Raw genomic sequence first — 18398 nt, forward strand, 5'->3', positions numbered from 1 at the left:
ACGTCGTCGCTGTATGGCCGCGCAAAGGGCGCAGGTGCAACAGCGGGACGCGCGCCTGACCCGCGGAAACACGTGGTGTTCAGTAATAAAACCTCGACAGCCCAATACAATACACGGGGCCTGTCGCCTAGCCAGGATAGGGCGCCGGCCTGCGGAGCCGGAGGCCCCGGGTTCAAGTCCCGGCGGGTCCGCTAAATCCTCCACTACCGTTGAACCTCATTCATAAACGACCAGATCCCGGGGTCCGATTCATACACTGAGAATGTATTGATCGCTGGGAACTCCCCCCCACACACTGATAGGAGATAGCATCTGCGGCCTTCGACACTACCTCAGCAGCCGTTAAGGGGTTCCAAGCCCTCACAGCATCGAATTTCCCCCAGCACTCCCAGCGGTGGCTTTAGGAGGGTCGAAGGCGTTTCTCGTATTGCTCACATTAAATGGTTAAATGGAGGGCACGATGTTAGAGGTTGCCGCACTATCCACGACCTAGCATTATTACGAGGTTGTAGTTTCTGTTTCTGGTTAAAACAGGGAGCTAAAGACAGCAATGAACCCGAGGAGCAGAGCTAACCTTAAGGGCTTTGGGTTAGCATTATTTTGGCCTGCGATCCGGCCTGGATCTAGTCTTAAGGTGTAGCTGGAAGTATTGATGCGATAGGAAGAAGTGTGGTGACTCCAAATGTGTTCGTGCCTACTCGTCTTCTGGCAAGTATTAATATTTCAAGAGAAGTAACATGATATATAGATTGCCTACCACCACTACCAGATGCCGGGATATAGGGACTTCGTTAAATACGTCGAGCTACCGCTGGTAAAGCCTAGATGCCGCGGCCTGGAGTCGGTAGTAATCGAATACGAGGGTAGGACACTACATTACCGCATAACTGTTAGTTCCGGCAGACTTTTCATTGAGTGGCCCAGCGTTCGAACCAGAATCAATGAAATATCGAAAGAGCCTCCACTCAACTACAGGGGTAGAAGGCCCTCACACAGACTACGCCCTAGGGACTGCGGCCTGTACGAGGTGTGGGCTCCCTGCGACGGCACTGCATCGGTGAGCCCACAGTACCCAACACCATAGAACCTCAAACACGTCGAATAACTCTCCCGCAAAATGAAGCCCGGTCCGTGTGAGTAGCTGGATTTGACACCCAAGGAGTTTTAGACGATCCGCTTTTCCCATCGCCCTCCTAGGCTGGGTTGCCGTAGAGAAGTCCTACAGCATCGATAAGCCATGGTGTACTTGCGGCTCGATAAACCCGCTACAAATGTTTGCCATGAAGTACGCGCCAGCAGGCTACGCGCTGAGGTTCGTGTGGGGGGCTGGCATTAGGGATCGTGGAGAGGTTTAAGCCGGGTTATGATAGATCGGGTGGGCCGGCCCCAGGGAGCCTCAAACGGTCGAAAGCAGGTTAGTATAACTGCCTGCTTCATTCAAGTCGATCAAGGGAATGTGGGTCTTGGTGGACGAGGAGTAGGCCTGCTCGGGTGGGCCCTGCGAGTATATTTGTGGGCGCGTGGCTGGTCCGCGGATTCGTGGGGGGCTGGAGGGCGGGCGACCACTAGCTATGCTCATGAGGTGGCTTCGTGAAGATCGGCGGGCCGACATTCTGGGGCTTCCCGGGGCCCTACGGCCCATTGAGCCGCTGGGGTTGATGCGGCTTCCCGAGCCTCGAGTAGTAGTCGCATACGTGTGTTAGGGGGCACCCTGCGCACTTGGGGCTTCGGGCTCTGCAGTACTTTCTCGCTATGTCGAAAACCCCGTAGTTGAACTCCCTGGCCAGCTGTGGGTCGGAGGGCACTAGGGCTCTAGCGAAGTCCCAGAGCCGGAGGTCCCTGTGTGGCCTCCTCCTGGTCGACCTGACGCCGAACACCCTCTCGATAACCCTTATCATGTTCGTGTCCAAGAGGGGCTCCGGCCTGCCGCAGGCCGCTAGCAGGACCTCCGACGCGGCATAGTCCCCCACGCCCGGGAGCTCCTTGAGCTCTTCCCTGCTACAGGGGACCCTGCCCCCGAACCTCCTCTCGATTTGCTCGGCCAGCTCCTTGAGTTGCCTGGCCCTCACGTGCTCCAAGCCCAGGGGCCGTATGAGCTCCCTCACCTCGTCCTCGCCGGCGGACAAGAGGGCCCCCGGGCTGGGGTAGCGCTTCAGGAACTCCTCGTAGACCTTAACGACCTTGCTCTTGGACGTCCTCCTCAGGAGGAAGACCGCTACGAGCACGTGCCAGGGGTTCCTCGCGGTCCTCCAGGGGAGGCTCTTATCCCCGTGGCTCCTGTACCACTCGACAACAGCCTCCCGGAACGCCCTAACCCTATCGTTGAACGCCGGGTCGAAGAACCACACCTTCCAAACCCTCCGAGCCCGCAAGCCATCTGTTAAACACGGAGGCACCAGGATAAATACCTAACCCCTGGCGGCGGGCCCGCACCTCCGCCTCCCGCCCCGGCCCGCTCCCTCAGCCTCTTCAAGTAATCCGCGAGGGCCTTCTCGAGGTAGTAGAGCCTGTGGAGCGCGAGCATAACCGCGTTGTAGTTTATGTCGACGTCGATCGAGTTCCTACCCAGGAGCTTTGCCTCTACCAGCGTAGTCCCGCTACCCACCATGGGGTCTAGTACTACGTCACCGGGCCTCGTGTACATGGGTATGAGCGCCCTGGGGATCTGCGGCGCCCAGTTGCCCCTGTAGTCCCCCCTGTGGGTGGCCCAGCTCCCCCTGACCGGGAAGCTCCAGACCGTTGTCGACACGTCTGTGAGCTCCTCTGGGAGGGGCTCTAGCCGCTTGACTTCTATAGGGTCGAGCCTTATCACCTGGTCTTCGACAACGACCTCCCTGTTTCTAGAGACGAACTCGAGGTACTCGCTTAAAGGGACCTCTCGCATCCCCACCACTCCTAGAGATGTGCCGGCGCGGCGATAAGCCCTACGCCAGCACTCTGCAACCAAGTAGTCTAGCAACCCGATAAAACCGGACTGCCCGGAGCAGGGTCGCCTGACCCGGCCAGATCCAGCAGACAGAAGGCGGGTCCTCAAGCGGCGCAAGCCTGAACAGCGTTCTCGGGTAGGAAGGGGGTGAGGGAAGGCCGCGCTGCTACTTCACGATAACGTAGACCCGGGTCCTCCTCGTGCGGGAGACCGGCTTCACGAGACCCTTCTCCTCGAGAAGCCTCAGGATCTTCTTGGCGGTGTTCACTTCGACCCCGTACTTCTGTGCTATAGTACTGGGGGTCACGTACGGGTCCTCGGCCCTCACGATCTCCTTCTCGACCTTGGCTAGCGACTCCCCAGTCAAGTCCGGCGACGTTAAGGCGAGCTCGGGTGGCAGAGCCTTCTCGGCTTTCTCCCTCTTCTTCGACATCGACCCACCCCTCAGGACATCTGGAGATCTATGCCTAGATATCTTATATTAATGAGTTAGTGTGGGGATCACCAAATTATCCATAGCGCTCTAAGGTCCAGGTATAGAAAAACATATGGATGGGTACTCGTTATCCTTTTACAACACCTATTGGACGCATCTTCACGATGGGCCTTGCAATCCCTACTTTTTGCGCTACTAATACAACCCTGTCAACATCCTTGTATGCCCCGGGGGCCTCCTCACTTATAACTCTCCTAGTAGCCGCCTTCAATACTACTCCCTTCCTGCTCAACTCATCCACTACTTTATCCGGGCTATAGGATCTGATGGCATCTCCACGGCTGAGCCATCTGCCCGCCCCATGTGGAGCACTATACCATGTCCTTGCCCCACTCTCCGTACCCAGGAGTATGTAGCTTGCAGTACCCATACTACCAGGTATCAACACAGGTTGACCTATAGACTTGTAATCGCCAGGTATATCGGGGTGACCGGGTGGAAACGCCCTTGTAGCTCCTTTCCTGTGTACTACTACCTTGTATCTCTCGCCATTTACAACATGTTCCTCGATCTTAGCAATATTATGTGCTACATCATATATTATTTCTATTCCAAGGGCCTCCGGATCCTTCTTGAACACTTGCTTAAAGCTCTCCCTTGTCCAATGCGTTATAATCTGCCTGTTAGCCCAGGCGAAGTTCGCTGCAGCCGACATGGCTTTAAAGTAGTCCTGTGCCTCATTGGATTGAAATGGTAGTGCTGCGAGCTCTCTATCAGGTACCTGTATACCATACTTCCTCATCGCCCTCTCCATTATCATCAAGTAATCACTTGCCACCTGATGCCCGAGGCCCCTGCTACCAGTATGGATCATTAATGTGACCTGCCCTATTCTCGTTATACCCATCACCTTAGCGGCCTCGGGATCATATATCTCCTCAACCACCTGTATCTCGAGGAAGTGATTGCCCGCGCCAAGTGTGCCCAGTTGTTCATGACCTCTCTCCTTGGCTACCTTACTCACCTTGCTGGCATCAGCACTCTTCATCCTACCGTTTTCCTCGATGTGTTCTAAATCCCTCTTCCACCCGAACCCGGCTTCTACAGCCCATTCAACACCCCTATTTAACACGTCGTCGAGCTCGTTAAAGCTCAGCCTTAAATGCCCCGTGGAGCCGACACCGCTTGGTACATTCCTAAATAACGCCTCAACGAGGTCTTTTAAGCGGGGTTTAACATCTTCTATATCCAACTCGGTCCTTAACACTCTTACTCCACAATTAATATCGTATCCGACTCCTCCAGGACTTATCACACCCTCCTCGATATCGAAGCCTGCTACCCCCCCTATTGGGAACCCGTAGCCCTGGTGTCCATCGGGCATCACATACGAGTATAGCCTTATACCTGGCAGGCATGCAACATTTGCCGCTTGCTCTAAAGTTAAATCGCTCTCCATTTTATCGAGCAGGTATTCATCCGCGAAGACCACAGCGTCAGTCTTCATACAGGGCTTATACTTCCTAGGTATCTTCCACTCATACTCGCTTATTTTCTCAAGACTTATCCTGGTCATAGAAATGCACCTTTTTCAACTCTATAATTATGGTTTATGTAAATGGGTTTTAATAAACACGGGTAGAACATTGTCTAGCCCGCATCATCCTGGGGCTGCTGCGCCCCGGCGCCCTTTATGCAGTCCAAGAATGCATTGATGTCGTTTAACCCTATGTATTTCTGCTCACCCGTGATCATATTCTTTACTGTTATAGAGCCTGACTCATACTCTTTCCTACCAATTATCACTACTAATCCAGCGTTAATCTTGTTCGCCAGGCTCAGCGCCTTGGATAACGAGCGCGCCCTATACGGGATTACTTCAACCCCTTTAACCCTGATTCGCCTCACTAGTTCATACCCGGCTTTAAGTGGAACACCCTCTAGTATTGAGATTAGCACGGTGGTTTTACTGGGAAGTATCTTACCGGGGTCCAGTAGCAGCATAATTCTATCCAGTCCCAGTGCTAAACCGGTAGAATACTCGTATTCTCCCCCGTACACCCTTGTTAATCCATCGTATCTACCGCCCCCACCAATGCTCACACTTAATCCACCACTTGTCTTATACTCGAAGATCAACCCGGTGTAGTAGGCCAGCCCCCTAACCAATTTAGGCTCGTATGCAGCGTTAAATCCCACCTGATTCAACAACTCTATGAACTCCCTTGTCTTAGCCAGCTCGGATTCTATGATAGAGTATCCCTCGCCCAGCCCCTTGAAGTCCATTATAACGCTTAATGCTTCATCTATCCCGCTATTCAGGAGCCTCCTGAATAATTCAACGACATCCTCCCTGCTAGTCTTATCCCTGAGCACCTGAAGGGCTTCGCCAACCCTGTCCTTATCGATTAAGTGTAGCACCAGGTCCTGTGTTTCCTCCGGGATACCTATTCTATCCATGATGACCCTGTAGGTTGCGACATTACCTACTACATAGTAGTGTTTCACACCAAGCTCTTCAAGGAAGTTGCTAGCTGTGAAAGCAGCTGAGACATCAGCATTTATATCGGGGTCGCCTATGATCTCTAATCCCCCCTGCCAGAACTCCCTGTACCTCGCTTTCTGCGGCTCCTCGTATCTAAAGCACTGGGCTACATAGTATAGCCTAATGGGTTTAGGCTGAGACCTCATCTCCTTAAGATACGCTCTAACAACGCTTGCAGTGACCTCGGGTCTTAACGCGAGTGTTCTACCGGCTTTATCCTGGAAGACATACATAGACCTCTTTATCTCTTCGCCGCTCTTCTTCTCGAATAACCTAAAGTATTCTACTGTAGGCGTTATAATAGGCTTGAACCCGTTTCGCCTAGCCGTCTCCTTAAATAATTCAACCATGTACTCGTGTAACTCAGCATCGACACCTGTTAGATCCCTCATCCCCCTCGGGGGGTTCAATACGTCTTCCTCACTCACTGTTTAAACCACCTCCAACGCTATCTTGTTTGCCTCATAGTATGTTATATCCCCCTGGAGGCTAACTATTGCTAGAACTAGTTGAAGACTATTGCTTCTAGCGTTCTCCACCTCCCTCATTATATCCGTTATACCCCTCATCTTCTTCTCCTCGAGAACCAGTACCAGCCTTAAATCACCTGACTTATCTTTAATGAGGAACCTCTCCTGGTCTACTACCCTTACCCTCCTACCTCTATCCCTTAAATCCTTGTAGACGAGTAACTGGGGCCAGAAGAAGTCCTTAAAGCACTTGTATTCATGTTGCATGAGCTCGTTAAGGCTTCGAATATACTTGCCATCCGTAGTCTTCACAGTGGCTCTTCCCTCTAGGATTAAGTAAGCGACCTCGACGAGCTCCAGGATGAGCTCCCTGCCCCGTTTCTTACCGATCCATCTCTCCTCAAGCATATTGACTACTCTTTGATCGCTCGTCGACGCCGTACACGCCTCATCATTAAAGACTACTTCGAAACCATCCACTTTACTCAACTTAAACACCTTGCTGTATCAAGCATTAGTATCGGGTTTCAAGGTTATAATTTAAGCTTAAGATTGTGTTATCTGAATCAGGTGATGTCGATTGACAATGAGTACTCCCTACCCACTTAAAATAAGGGCTGTATGGTACGATAAAGAATCCAACGCTGTATGCTGGGTGAACACCCTTAAACTCCCATTTAAAGAAGAGGTCTACTGCAGCAACAGCCCTGAGAGAGTTGCCAAGGCGATCATCGAGATGGAGATACGGGGGGCACCGGCAATAGGTGTCGCCGCTGCCCTAGCGGTTGGAAGCTATGCTGTTGGAGTAAGCAGTCTACCTCTAGGAGACTTCGCTATGAGTGTGGGGAAAGCCATTGATACATTGTGGAGAACCCGTCCAACAGCACATAATCTATTCTATGCATTGAATAGGTTGAGGAAGATACTTGAAGAAAACGTTGAGAAGAATACTTCACCAAGCGAGATAGCCAAGAGGATCCTGGATGAAGCCCTTAAAGTAATGTGGGAGGATATAGAGTCTAATATAAGGATCGGCGAGTACGGCGCCGAGCTAATACCGGATGGTGCCACTATACTAACACACTGCAACGCAGGAGCACTAGCCACATCGGCCTTCGGGACAGCTGAAGCAGTTATGAGGGTTGCATGGTATAAGGGCAAGAAGATAAAGGTTATAGCTACTGAAACCCGCCCCATGCTACAGGGAGCTAGGTTAACGGTGTGGGAGCTCTGGAAGGAGGGTATACCGGTTGCATTAATAACCGATAACATGGCTGGCTACGTCATCAGGAGGGGGCTAGTAGACGCTGTAATAGTGGGGGCAGACAGAGTGACAAGGGAGGGGTATGTGGTTAATAAGATAGGCACGTATATGATAGCCCTAGCCGCGAAAAGGAACAATATACCATTCTACGTTGCAGCGCCCACTAGTACAATAGACTTGTCGAGTAGCATTAACGATGTGGTGATAGAGGAGAGGAATCCAAGGGAGGTGAAATATGTATTGGATAAGCTTATAACGGTTGAAGAAGTAAACGCGTTAAACTACGCGTTCGACATAACCGATCCAGACCTCGTGACAGCCATAATAACTGAGAAAGGAATTGTATATCCCCCCTTCGAGGAGAACCTGGAGAAGATAATGAAGGATCGTGGCTGAAAGACGCATGCTTAAGGTGGGAGAGGAAGTCAGAGAATACTAGTGATTGACTATGCAGTACGAGTTATCCAACTTAGTAGAGGCTATTAAAATAATCTATTTCCTCGGCTTTTTACTCGTGTTCTCCATACAAGATTACAAGAGACGCGAGATAAGTGATAACCTAGTCTACGTATTCACCGGTGGCTCCATAGTGTTCTGCTCTCTGACCATCTATATGTATAAACCCCCTCCACTATACCTCGCATTCTCATTCATGGTTCCAGCTTTATTCATAGCAATGTATCTAGCCGGATTAATGGGTGAGGGAGATGTCTACGTTATATTCTCACTAACCCTATTATACCCTGTACCGCCTCATTCAAGCCTTCTACCAAGGTCACTACTACCTCCACCGCTCTCGATCACGGTATACTCTACTTTATCCATAGTGCTGGTCTCACTATTATACGGGGCCTACATCTTAATCAGGTATAGGGGCTTGTTAAAGGAGGTGCCTTTGAAATACAGGTTTATCTACCCATTTATAGCTAAACCAATGAGGCTGAATGAATACTTGGGGACAGAGTTCTACTATCCATTAACACTCATAGAGTTGAAGGATAACAGTGTGAAAACCACTTATAGACTACATTATGATGTCGAAGAAGAAGATCCCGGGGCATATAGGGAGATGTTTAAAAGGCTTATCGAAAGTGGCGTGGTTCCTGATACGATATATATATGGGTCTCATACGGGATACCCTACATAATCCCATTGTTCCTTGGAACCATAATATTCCTTCTCGTCGGGGATACCCCTATCCTTAGATTACTCGAGCTGATCCTGTAGCATAGTCAACCAAGGTATGATTCATCCAGCAATGATTGTTAAAAGACAGTATGTGTTAGATTACAGATCGCACCTACTCTTACTCTTCCTCGGAGTCCCTGATACCCTCCTCAGTTATCACGAATACTACTTCTCCCTCAGGTAAGTGAGGAGCATCAACTACTCTTGCAATTCTCTTATTGCCCTTAGACTTCCTTAGCTGAATCCTCACCCCCGGTGTATGCGCCAATACATGTCCTCCTACAGCCGTTGTCGGGTCACCGTAGAATACATCTGGCCTAGCCATTACCTGGTTTGTTACAACTACAGCAACATTGTATGCTTCAGCCAGCCTCATTAACTGGTGTAGATGGGAGTTTAACTTCTGCTGGCGTTCGGCCAAATGTTCTCTACCAGGGTACTCAGCCCTGAAGTGGCTTGTGACACTGTCAAGGATTACTAGCCTGACGTCATTCTTCGGTACGAACGTAAATAATTCGTCCACTATAGCTATCTGGTGATCGCTGTTGTATGCTCTCATATAATATATATTATCCATGACTTTATCAGGGTCTAAGCCGAGGGCCCTTGCCATCGCCTCTATCCTCTCCCAGCGGAATGTGCCCTCTGTATCAATGTAGACAGCCCTACCATTGAGGCCGCCTTTCTCAGGGGTTAATTGGACATTTACACTCAATTGGTGGCAAATCTGTGTCTTCCCGGATCCATATTCACCAAAGAACTCCGTGATGGTTTTCGTCTCGACTCCCCCACCAAGTAGTTCATCAAGGCTCTTGCTCCCCGTCGTGATCTTCCCGATATTCGATCTCTCTTGTTTAACCTCCCTAGCGGTCTTAAACGTTATACCCAACATCTTCCGTGCATTCTCAATGATCTTCTGAACAGTGAGAACTGGGAGCCCGGTTCTCTCAGCCAACTCCTCTGCGCGTGCAACAACAATGCTCCAGGCCGATAAGTATCCAGCTGCCTCTAGTTTATCAGCTATACTGGATCCTACGCCAGGTATATCCCTCACAGAGATGAAGCCCGAGGAACGCTCCTTTATGGTTTCCTTCTCCTCACTCATGAATCCAGCACCTTTTCTAAATTATTGTTTTCTAGCCTAATATAGGATAACGTGGTCACGTAACCTTTAGTATATGGTAAATCAATATATCAATACATATTTTAATATCCCCCTAGATAACACTTAGATAAAAGGTGTCCACATTGAGGATACTACTTATTCATGCACGCAGATTTAGCTATAGTGTTGTTAAGCCAGCTGTAGAGGAACCGGAGCCCTTGGAAGAAGGCGGAAAGACCCTCATGCTTGAAAACGTGTTGGTGGTCTTCACCAGTATTGAGAGAGGTGATGATGAATCCATAATATCCAGTGCCGTCAACGAGGTGATCAACGTATTCAACCAGGTTAAGGCATCCTCAATACTACTATACCCCTACGCACATCTCTCACCGGATCTCGCCCCACCATTCGAGGCTGTAAAAATACTCAACGCCTTCTACACCGCGTTGAAGAACACCGGTTTACAAGTATATAAGGCTCCGTTTGGATGGTATAAGTCTTTTACTCTTGAATGCTATGGACACCCGTTAAGCGAACTCTCAAAGACCATTAAGAAGTCCGAGACCGTTGCAAAGAGGATTATCGAGAAGAAGTTCTACATTATGACTCCTGATGGCAGCTTACATGATCCAACAAGCTTCGACTACACCAACTACCCGGAGTTAAAGATCCTCGTAGATAAGGAGGTATTCGGCAAAGAGCTCACCGGTGGCGAGAATAGGGTAAACGAGTACTGTAGGAAGTTCGGGTTCGAATGGGAGCCAATGAGTGACCATGGACACATGAGGTATGGACCCCATGCAACTGCAATAATGGAGGCTGTAATGAGGTACTCATGGATGGTTGCCCAGAGCCTAGGTATACCGGTCTTCAAAGTCATGGGTAGCAATATGTTTAACCTTAAGGAGAAACCCGTATATGAGCACGCTGTCCTATTCGGTGATAGATTATATGAGGTCCAGTTGGATGAAGACCGCTTTATTCTCAGGTATGCTGCATGCCATCAACAGTTCGCGATGCTCAGGGACTGGGTTATAAGCTATAAGGACCTCCCCTTCGGCGTGTTCGAGGTAGCCGATAGTTACAGGCTTGAGCAACGCGGTGAACTAGCCCTATGTTTCAGGCTGAGAAAGTTCTACATGCCAGACCTCCATATCTTAACCAGGAACATAGGTGAAGCGATCGACGTATCTATGAGGGTTCAAGCCAAGATACATGAGGAGGCTGGGAAGGCTGGGAGAAGCTATGTGGCACTATACAATATAACCGATGAATTCCTGGAGAAGTACAGAGATAAACTAGTGGAGTTCGTTAAGAGGGAGAAATATCCCGTCCTCCTCGCGGTGATACCATCAGGGATATATTACTGGGTACTCAACGTTGAATACCATATAATAGACAACCTGAAGAGACCGAGGGAGATAGCAACCTTCCAGATAGATGTAGGGAACGGTAGGAGGTTTAATATAGCCTACGTAGATGAGAAGGGAGAGAAACACCATCCAGTCATAATACATACCGCATTGCTGGGCGGTGTTGAGAGATATATCTACATGGTATTGGATACCGGGGCATTAATAGAGGCAAGTGGTCAAACCCCGTACATACCAACCTGGATGAGTCCGGTCCAAGTAAGAATAGTACCTGTTTCAAAAGAATATAATGAACACGCCTTCAAAATAGCCGGCGAGATACTCTCACATGGGTTCAGGGTAGATGTCGACGACAGGGATGAAACCCTTGGGAAAAAGATACGGGATGCCGGGAAAGAATGGATACCATACATAATAGTGGTAGGCGAGAGAGAAGTTAATACTGGAACCATCAACATCAGGGTAAGGAGAAGCAATGATCAACGGGTCATGAAGTTGGAGGAATTCATAAAGTTACTCGAGGAAGAAGTCAAGGAGTATCCCAGGGTAGAAATGACTCTCCCAGTTAGCGTTGCATCCAGACCCCTATTCTCGTATAAACAATAGTTTTTCCGCATTCTATTCCTCAACGTAAACAAGTATCTCGTGGAAAGTATTCCTCCCACAGTTAGGGCAGTAGTGGTATAACTGCTTAAACTCCTTCTTCAATGGAAAACTAACATGCAGCTTCCACTCGATACCGCACTCCCTACACTTTAAAACCCAGTAACCCATGGAAACCACCGTCAAGCCATTAAAATCTATTAATAGGTCTATGAAGATTAAAAATCAACAGTGATGAAACCACGGGATTGACTAAAAGGATGATAAAACCTGTCTCAACTGAATGCAATTACAACTGAAAATCCTGCTCTCTAGAGCGGGGAGGAGGTCAATAGTTCAAGCAAATAGCCCAGAGAACAATGCCTCTTGACGCTGTTTCGTTTTATGTAGATTTATAGTTGTTGATATTGGGGTACGCTGGTGTTATATGTATGCAATAACTTATAGTTTTTCAGCCATTACCTATATTGAGAGCAGCGCCATGAACTCAACAAGCAGTTGTAAGAGGAGAGAAAACCGCTTAATGAAACAACCTATTCGCCCGAGGAGAGGCATGCCCTCGTAGGCGGCGTAGAGAGAAGACGGGGGACATGATGTCAAGCGGCGAAATCAATCACCATAAACCGCTATGAAAACCCATCCCTAATCTATCCAGTCCCCGCCGGATATTTTCTCTGGAATATAATGGTCAGCTAGGAATTTCAATCCCTTGCTCGCCATCGCCTCTATTTCAAGCTTGCTCAGTGTTTTGAAGAATATGCAGAGCTCCCTGATCCATTCCGGTGTCTGGAACCATGGGTAGCCTGTTAATCCTTCTTTCTTCTTCAGCTTGCTCTTCAACTCTGTGTTGTCGAGGCATACATCCGCTATATCGTAGCCCACTAGCTCTACTGCTCTCTCTAGATCTCGCTGTTTAGCCTTGATTATATAGTTTCTTCTCTCCGCCTCCGAGAGGTAGGGCTTCTTCTTAGCCAGCTTATCTAGTCCCTTAACAATGGAGTTTAACCTGCTCCTGGAATCCTTTTCCCTGAGCATCTCCCTGAAGATGTCGTCCCCGAAGACATCGGTCATCATGACCCCTATGAATTTAGCCCTAGGTGTTGCAAGCCTCTCGCTTTCATATGACAGTGTTATACTACCTATCTTGAAGACGCTATATATGTAAAACCCATAGGGGTCGCTGTCGGCTAGGATATACACTGGTAGATTATACTCATCGCTGAGCCTTCTCAGGAAACGTCTTGTAGCCCTGTCAGGCTGGCCCGCACTAGTGATCAATATAGCCTTATGCTTCTTCCAGAAGCCATACCTATGTAACTGCTGGAAAACCGCATCCTTCTCAACTACTAGGATATATTCTGCATCAACATCCTTGAACTCTATTAGGTCAGGGGTAGGTTCAATTGAGTATGCACCATGCCCCATACGGCTTAAATCTATCACGTCATCACCGCTCCTTATAACGAGGTTTCCTACGACCTTACCCTTCTCCTTGCTGAGTATGAGGAGCTCCTCCCTTAAGATGTTGAGATATACTTCTAGATCCCTTATCACCCCATCAGACTCCTTCTGCTCGTCCCACGTGTTTTCATGGACCTCCTTCCCTCCGCTCCTATAGCTTATACTATGCTTCCCCCTGTAGTAGAGGTCACGGATAGTGGGATACTCGTTGTTAACTAGTGAATCATAAATTATCGAGGCCACGAGAACCGTTTGCATGAACTTCCTTGCTTCATTGACATCCATGAAGCTTCTCTTCGATGTCTCAGGACCAAGCAAGAGAAGCTTATTTTTATAATCGTATATGGTGTTGGAGAGGGTTCTCTTAGGTAACACGAGTACTGGACGCCCTTCCCTTTCTATCTCACTTACTATATTCATAAATATTTTCCTCATTAACTCAGCCGCCTTCTTCCTCGCCTCAAGATCGATTGCGGACACCATTATACAATCACCTAAGCCCCTATTCTAATTGATTCAAGTACCTGCTGTATCTCGGATACAGGCATACCTGTACGCCTAGATATTATTGAGACCAGCTTTTGAACCAGCTTCACCTCGAAGTCCTTACTACCATTCGCCACTATCACCGAGAGCCCTCTAGCCACCTCCGGGATATACTTTGTCAGATGCTCGGCCCTCCTCTTCAACTCCTCTTCTTTAGCCTTCTTTGAAAGATACTTCTTAAGCTCTCTGAGCACGTCCATGAGTACTAGCTTTATCTCCTTCCTAACCTCGGGGATATCTGCTATGCTCTCCTTCCCAACACCCTTGAAGGGTATTTTTGTACTGCACACATGTACAAGTATTGCTATGGGGGCTGGGAAGCTGACCATGTAGTGGTCCCAACTTATATCCTCCTTGACAACCATCGTTGTGACATCGCTTCCCTCATCATAGAGCAATGGAATCTTATTCGCGTATCTAAGTATTATTGGCTTATCATCATCGCTCATCGGCGTCTTACCGCCATAGGCTATACCGGCCTCGACAATGAAGGGGTGTCCCTGATATGCCTGTGGACGTCTTGAGACAGCATAGACGAACTCGGGTTGGAATACGCGTTTCAAGCCAGCTATAATTACATCGCTTCCAAGAGGTGAAATAGCCTTTATCGAGGGAGCCCTGATATCCTTCATGGACTTAAGCGTGTTAACCAGCGATAGCAACTCGTTATCCGAGAGCTCTGAGACGGGTTTACCAGGGTCTATCCCGGCCTGCTGCAGGATGCTTTTAGCTGTTGCCTCCCCAATGCTCTGGAATCCCTTGATGAGTAGTTCCTCAACACTAGTGTAGTTATGGCTCGAAATAATCTGCTTCAAGAGCTCGAGGTCTACGCCGTGGGGATGCGGCTTGACCTCGAGAGGTGGCCTGGGTATTTTATCTATTATCCTCGGATAGTATATTATCTCATCATCAGGGGTCAACGCCACTATGTTGGCATAGGGAGTCACTATAGCCGTCTTAAACAAGTATTCCTTAATCTTTGGCTTCGCTCTACCCCAATCCCCCTCTATGGTTATAGATACTATGGTTCCATGCCACTCCCTGTTCTTCCTCCAGGAGCCCCTTTCAATTATCACTGGCTCATTCCTATTAACATCTATCCTGAGCTTGAAGTAGTATATCCTCTTAAAACCCGGTTTACTGGTGATCACCTCTACAGGTCTCCCAGTGGTCATCTGCCCATAGAGGACAGCCATCTTCACTCCAAGACCATACATTCCACGTGTCTGCCTTAACACATATTTACTACTGAATAACACCCTGCCGAAGGCATCTGGAACTACGTCTGGAGGTATTCCTATACCGTTGTCTTCAACAGTGATCCTATAGAATTCTTGTATCTCATCCACCTTCCTAATAGAGATTTTTATATCAGGCATTATACCGTGCGCATCCGTGGCGTCGAGGGCGTTCTCAACTAGCTCTCTGACAGTCTGATAAATAGCTCTAGCTGGATTGGAGAATCCAGCTATCTCACGGTACTTGTAGAAGAACTCGGCCGGACTAATAGCCCTGTATTTCTCTACCGGGGTCTCACCCATAGTGAAACACCTGGAAAACGTTTCCGAAACCACTAGTTTTATGATTCAATAAATTACTTAAAAACAAGTGGTTTAGGACTCTATGCTCCCTGTTGCCGGGATGTTCCTAACCCAGCGGATAAGGATACATATGTTTTTAAAGTGGGTGTCTATAAGGGATAATGAAGCACCTTGAAGGGTTCTGCTAGATGAGGATCCTCTGGAATCCATGGAGGTACGAGTATATTAAACGGTTCAACAGTGGGGAGAAGGAGATTGGCGAATGCCTTTTCTGCCGGTTGAAGTCCATGAACGATAACGAAGCACTCATAATCTATAGAGGCGTATACTCATTCATAGTATTGAATGCGTACCCCTATAACTCCGGCCATGTCATGATCGCCCCATATGACCACATAGGAAGCCTCGAAGATCTCCAAGATGAAGCCTTACTAGAGATGGTTAAACTAGTTAAGCTATCAATGAAGATTATCAGGAAGGCATTCAACCCGGATGGCTTCAATATTGGAGTCAATATCGGCAGGGTTGCCGGGGCCGGGGTGCCTGGACACGTACACATACACGTAGTACCCCGCTGGGTCGGTGATACAAATTTCATGGGTGTAATAGCCGGGGTCAAGACCCTTCCCATAAGTCTCCAAGAAACATACTCTATACTCAGGAAAACCCTTAATGAGATCCAGGGGGCTTGAGATGGTTTCATCCAGGGACCTGATCATACTAGAGAAATACAGCTTACTAAACGAGCAACGCTATAGATTATGTGTCAAAGGCACGAATATAGTAGTCAACGTTGAAGCATCAAATGATGACGAGGCATTTAGGAAGGCACTGGAGGTACTGGACAATATCGGGCTAAGCGATGAAGCATTGGAGAGGATCAGGGAGAAGGTTGGCACACATGCGAAATGCTAAAACCTCGGCTAAACCCTGCCCTCATCACATGGCTCATCAGTGATCGAGGGCTACCTCACCTAGTTTAAGTATTTATTATTACACCCATATAAAGCATGGAGTCTCCGGTAGCACTATTACGGGCTCGATCAGGACTGTCAGTCCGCGGTAATTTCTTCATCCCTATCCAAGGTCGCTTGGGGGCAAGTGATCCTCATCCAATTATCTTCACTATATATATGGAGAATATAATAGTTTTCAAAACTATATCTTCTTAGCCCTGGCCCTTGCCTTCTGTTCGTTTAACTCATTGAATTCATTAATGAGTTTCCTAATATATGGCGATACTTCTTCGAACGGTATTCTCTCCAGTAGCATACTGAAGAACTTGGATGCACACTTGGAACTATGGAATTCCAGGACAACACCCTCCTTATTGATTACTATGCCCTGTCCCCTCGGGAATATTCTTCCACAGACCACGCATCTATGCCTATTGTTTACACTCATTTACACCTGCCTCCCTTAGTTTCTCGGTGAGCTTTCCAACCTCAAGAGTGTATAGCCTGGTTAAAACAGTGTTACCCCTAGTGTTCACGAGTTCTACGAATTTCCTATCGTGGTCGACTCTGAAGCATATATCCTCCGTGAACTTTACAAATTGTCTTTCATCCAATACAACGCCTTTCTTATACACTGCGAACACCCTAGCAGGGATAACCGGCGGCGTTGAAGACTGCCCACGTATAAGCATGTATCTCATGCCCTGCATAACACCCAGGAAGAATAGGTATAGCCCTAGAAACCGTATGAAGTTTACTAGGACAGACTCGCCGGTCAACCCTAAGACCCCGCTAATGAAGGGCCATATGTAGTTGTTATATACCGGGAGCAGGATGAATAAGAGGAACACTAGCCCAAGGTTTATAAACATAGGCTTCATCTGCCTACTCATCTCAGCCTGAAATATTTTATCGGATAACATTACTTGGAGAGCATTGAGCTCCTTGAATAATGGCGAACCTAATTCATTTCTTGGAGGGATCTTCATGGTTCTCTTAGTAGCCCTAATAGCGAGAAACATGAACACTAAGAAGTATAATAGGAATATTATGAAAGCATACTTCGGAATAGCGGCTGAGACTAGTGCAAACAATAATATGGAGACCGCCTGCATCACTATCATTGTCTTCCTTGAAAACGGCATAGACACTACTATCACCCTAAGCCGTGTTACTAAAGCATATTAATCCTTAATAACCTTACGTTATTAAAGATGATGAATCGCCACTTCACGGATTAGTGAAGAAGGTCCGTGTTTCTGACTCAACCAATGTCTCCAGGTATACAGGATTTAAGCCCGTGTTGAATCTATACTATAATAGTGATGAGTAATCCAGCCCTGAAGCAGTGAAGAAGTTGTCCCCGGCTGATCCCTAACTTTGAGAAAGGTGGTCTAATGAACACTGTAGCCACGGTACTAGTAGATGTTACCTGTGAAATCGGAAGGGTTACAAAGCTGGAGAAGCACTTTAGAAGTAGGGGGTTTGTAACAACTATTCTAACCCCGGACTCAGTGAGGGCTGTTTACAGGTTTAAACTAGAGGAAGCTGATGATTCAGTGAAGAATATTATATCAGCCTTAAACGAGGCTACCCCATTATTTAAAACAATATGTGTAGAAGTATGGGCTATCCTACCAGTGCAGAATATGGTGGCTAGACCCCCGGTTATAGAGGTTGGCGACGGGCTTATATACGTGATGAGGAGGGGGAACAGGGTGCTCGCCAAAGTGGTATGGGGCAGGATAAGCCCTGCGACATGGATGCTACCTGGTAGTGCTTTAAGGAATTGTCTACCAGGCACAGAGGTTTATAGGCTGGAGACCGAGTTAAGTAGGAAAATATCCCTGCTCAAATACGTTTCAGCTAATGTGAAAACGAGCCCCGGTAATGGTTAAGGATGGTTAACAATTAGCTGTACACTGGATCAGACAGGGTTCGTTAATGCTCATCCCGTTTAAACGGTCGCCCGGATAGGGCGTT

General features: G+C 48.1%; 17 protein-coding genes, 1 tRNA gene and 1 pseudogene. 7 read left to right on the plus strand and 12 right to left on the minus strand.

The features are described 5' to 3' along the window. Positions 1 to 116 precede the first annotated feature (116 nt). Positions 117 to 191: transfer RNA gene (locus tag SPHMEL_RS06805), tRNA-Arg, on the plus strand. Positions 192 to 1631: 1440 nt separating this feature from the next. On the opposite strand, the gene SPHMEL_RS06815 is transcribed toward SPHMEL_RS06805, so the two are convergent. From SPHMEL_RS06815 to SPHMEL_RS06840, 6 genes and pseudogenes are all read right to left on the minus strand, one after another. After that, positions 1632 to 2348: an HhH-GPD family protein gene (locus SPHMEL_RS06815; protein ID WP_051401028.1), complete on the minus strand. Its 717-nt coding sequence runs from the start codon at positions 2346 to 2348 to the stop codon at positions 1632 to 1634. 134 nt (positions 2349 to 2482) lie between these two features. Then, positions 2483 to 2884 (minus strand): annotated as a pseudogene (locus tag SPHMEL_RS06820) (DNA methyltransferase); the annotation flags it as partial. A 208-nt stretch (positions 2885 to 3092) separates the two neighbouring features. After that, positions 3093 to 3359, minus strand: a complete 267-nt coding sequence (locus SPHMEL_RS06825; protein WP_042667845.1) for a 30S ribosomal protein S25 — start codon at positions 3357 to 3359, stop codon at positions 3093 to 3095. Between the two features lie 130 nt (positions 3360 to 3489). Next, complete coding sequence (locus tag SPHMEL_RS06830) at positions 3490 to 4938, minus strand: RtcB family protein (RefSeq protein ID WP_042667846.1); 1449 nt, start codon at positions 4936 to 4938, stop codon at positions 3490 to 3492. 74 nt (positions 4939 to 5012) lie between these two features. Continuing rightward, entirely contained in the window at positions 5013 to 6335 is a 1323-nt protein-coding gene (gene hisS / locus SPHMEL_RS06835) for a histidine--tRNA ligase (protein ID WP_042667847.1), read from the minus strand. 3 nt (positions 6336 to 6338) lie between these two features. Then, on the minus strand, positions 6339 to 6866 hold the full coding sequence (locus SPHMEL_RS06840) for an endonuclease (RefSeq protein ID WP_156915453.1): 528 nt from the start codon (positions 6864 to 6866) through the stop codon (positions 6339 to 6341). Between the two features lie 97 nt (positions 6867 to 6963). On the opposite strand from SPHMEL_RS06840, the gene mtnA reads away from it, so the two are divergent. Continuing rightward, entirely contained in the window at positions 6964 to 8037 is a 1074-nt protein-coding gene (mtnA, locus tag SPHMEL_RS06845; protein WP_042667983.1) for an S-methyl-5-thioribose-1-phosphate isomerase, read from the plus strand. A gap of 52 nt (positions 8038 to 8089) precedes the next feature. Further along, positions 8090 to 8869, plus strand: coding sequence for an A24 family peptidase C-terminal domain-containing protein (locus SPHMEL_RS06850; RefSeq protein WP_012608881.1), 780 nt, complete (start codon positions 8090 to 8092; stop codon positions 8867 to 8869). Between the two features lie 79 nt (positions 8870 to 8948). On the opposite strand, the gene radA is transcribed toward SPHMEL_RS06850, so the two are convergent. Next, positions 8949 to 9935 carry a DNA repair and recombination protein RadA gene (gene radA / locus SPHMEL_RS06855; RefSeq protein WP_042667848.1) on the minus strand — a complete coding sequence of 329 codons (987 nt, stop codon included), beginning with the start codon at positions 9933 to 9935 and terminating at the stop codon, positions 8949 to 8951. 143 nt (positions 9936 to 10078) lie between these two features. On the opposite strand from radA, the gene SPHMEL_RS06860 reads away from it, so the two are divergent. After that, positions 10079 to 11914, plus strand: coding sequence for a threonine--tRNA ligase (locus SPHMEL_RS06860; protein WP_042667849.1), 1836 nt, complete (start codon positions 10079 to 10081; stop codon positions 11912 to 11914). Between the two features lie 12 nt (positions 11915 to 11926). On the opposite strand, the gene SPHMEL_RS07460 is transcribed toward SPHMEL_RS06860, so the two are convergent. The 3 genes from SPHMEL_RS07460 to SPHMEL_RS06870 all read right to left on the minus strand — a co-directional run bounded on the left by SPHMEL_RS07460 (position 11927) and on the right by SPHMEL_RS06870 (position 15459). Then, positions 11927 to 12082: a hypothetical protein gene (locus tag SPHMEL_RS07460; protein ID WP_012608884.1), complete on the minus strand. Its 156-nt coding sequence runs from the start codon at positions 12080 to 12082 to the stop codon at positions 11927 to 11929. Positions 12083 to 12553: 471 nt separating this feature from the next. Then, positions 12554 to 13855 (minus strand): DNA topoisomerase IV subunit A, encoded by a 1302-nt coding sequence (locus tag SPHMEL_RS06865; protein ID WP_042667850.1) that lies wholly within the window; start codon positions 13853 to 13855, stop codon positions 12554 to 12556. Positions 13856 to 13866: 11 nt separating this feature from the next. Further along, positions 13867 to 15459: a DNA topoisomerase VI subunit B gene (locus SPHMEL_RS06870; protein ID WP_042667851.1), complete on the minus strand. Its 1593-nt coding sequence runs from the start codon at positions 15457 to 15459 to the stop codon at positions 13867 to 13869. A 188-nt stretch (positions 15460 to 15647) separates the two neighbouring features. Here SPHMEL_RS06870 and SPHMEL_RS06875 point away from each other — a divergent pair, with 188 nt between their 5' ends. Together SPHMEL_RS06875 and SPHMEL_RS06880 are read left to right on the plus strand one after the other, a co-directional pair. Further along, the gene (locus SPHMEL_RS06875; protein WP_012608887.1) at positions 15648 to 16151 is read left to right on the plus strand and encodes an HIT family protein; all 504 of its coding nucleotides are present in this window, start codon (positions 15648 to 15650) and stop codon (positions 16149 to 16151) included. Between the two features lies 1 nt (position 16152). After that, the gene (locus SPHMEL_RS06880; RefSeq protein WP_042667852.1) at positions 16153 to 16374 is read left to right on the plus strand and encodes a hypothetical protein; all 222 of its coding nucleotides are present in this window, start codon (positions 16153 to 16155) and stop codon (positions 16372 to 16374) included. 243 nt (positions 16375 to 16617) lie between these two features. Here SPHMEL_RS06880 and SPHMEL_RS06885 read toward each other — a convergent pair whose 3' ends face one another. After that, positions 16618 to 16863, minus strand: a complete 246-nt coding sequence (locus SPHMEL_RS06885) for an eL24 family ribosomal protein (protein WP_014768083.1) — start codon at positions 16861 to 16863, stop codon at positions 16618 to 16620. Beyond that, positions 16847 to 17560, minus strand: a complete 714-nt coding sequence (locus tag SPHMEL_RS06890; RefSeq protein ID WP_232216826.1) for a DUF2208 domain-containing protein — start codon at positions 17558 to 17560, stop codon at positions 16847 to 16849. The genes SPHMEL_RS06885 and SPHMEL_RS06890 overlap by 17 nt, the downstream gene beginning before the upstream one ends. Positions 17561 to 17812: 252 nt before the next feature. Here SPHMEL_RS06890 and SPHMEL_RS06895 point away from each other — a divergent pair, with 252 nt between their 5' ends. Then, complete coding sequence (locus tag SPHMEL_RS06895) at positions 17813 to 18313, plus strand: hypothetical protein (RefSeq protein WP_042667854.1); 501 nt, start codon at positions 17813 to 17815, stop codon at positions 18311 to 18313. Positions 18314 to 18398: the final 85 nt, after the last annotated feature.

Origin of the sequence: Desulfurococcus amylolyticus Z-533 (assembly GCF_000513855.1) — an archaeon.
GTDB lineage: Archaea > Thermoproteota > Thermoprotei_A > Sulfolobales > Desulfurococcaceae > Desulfurococcus > Desulfurococcus amylolyticus.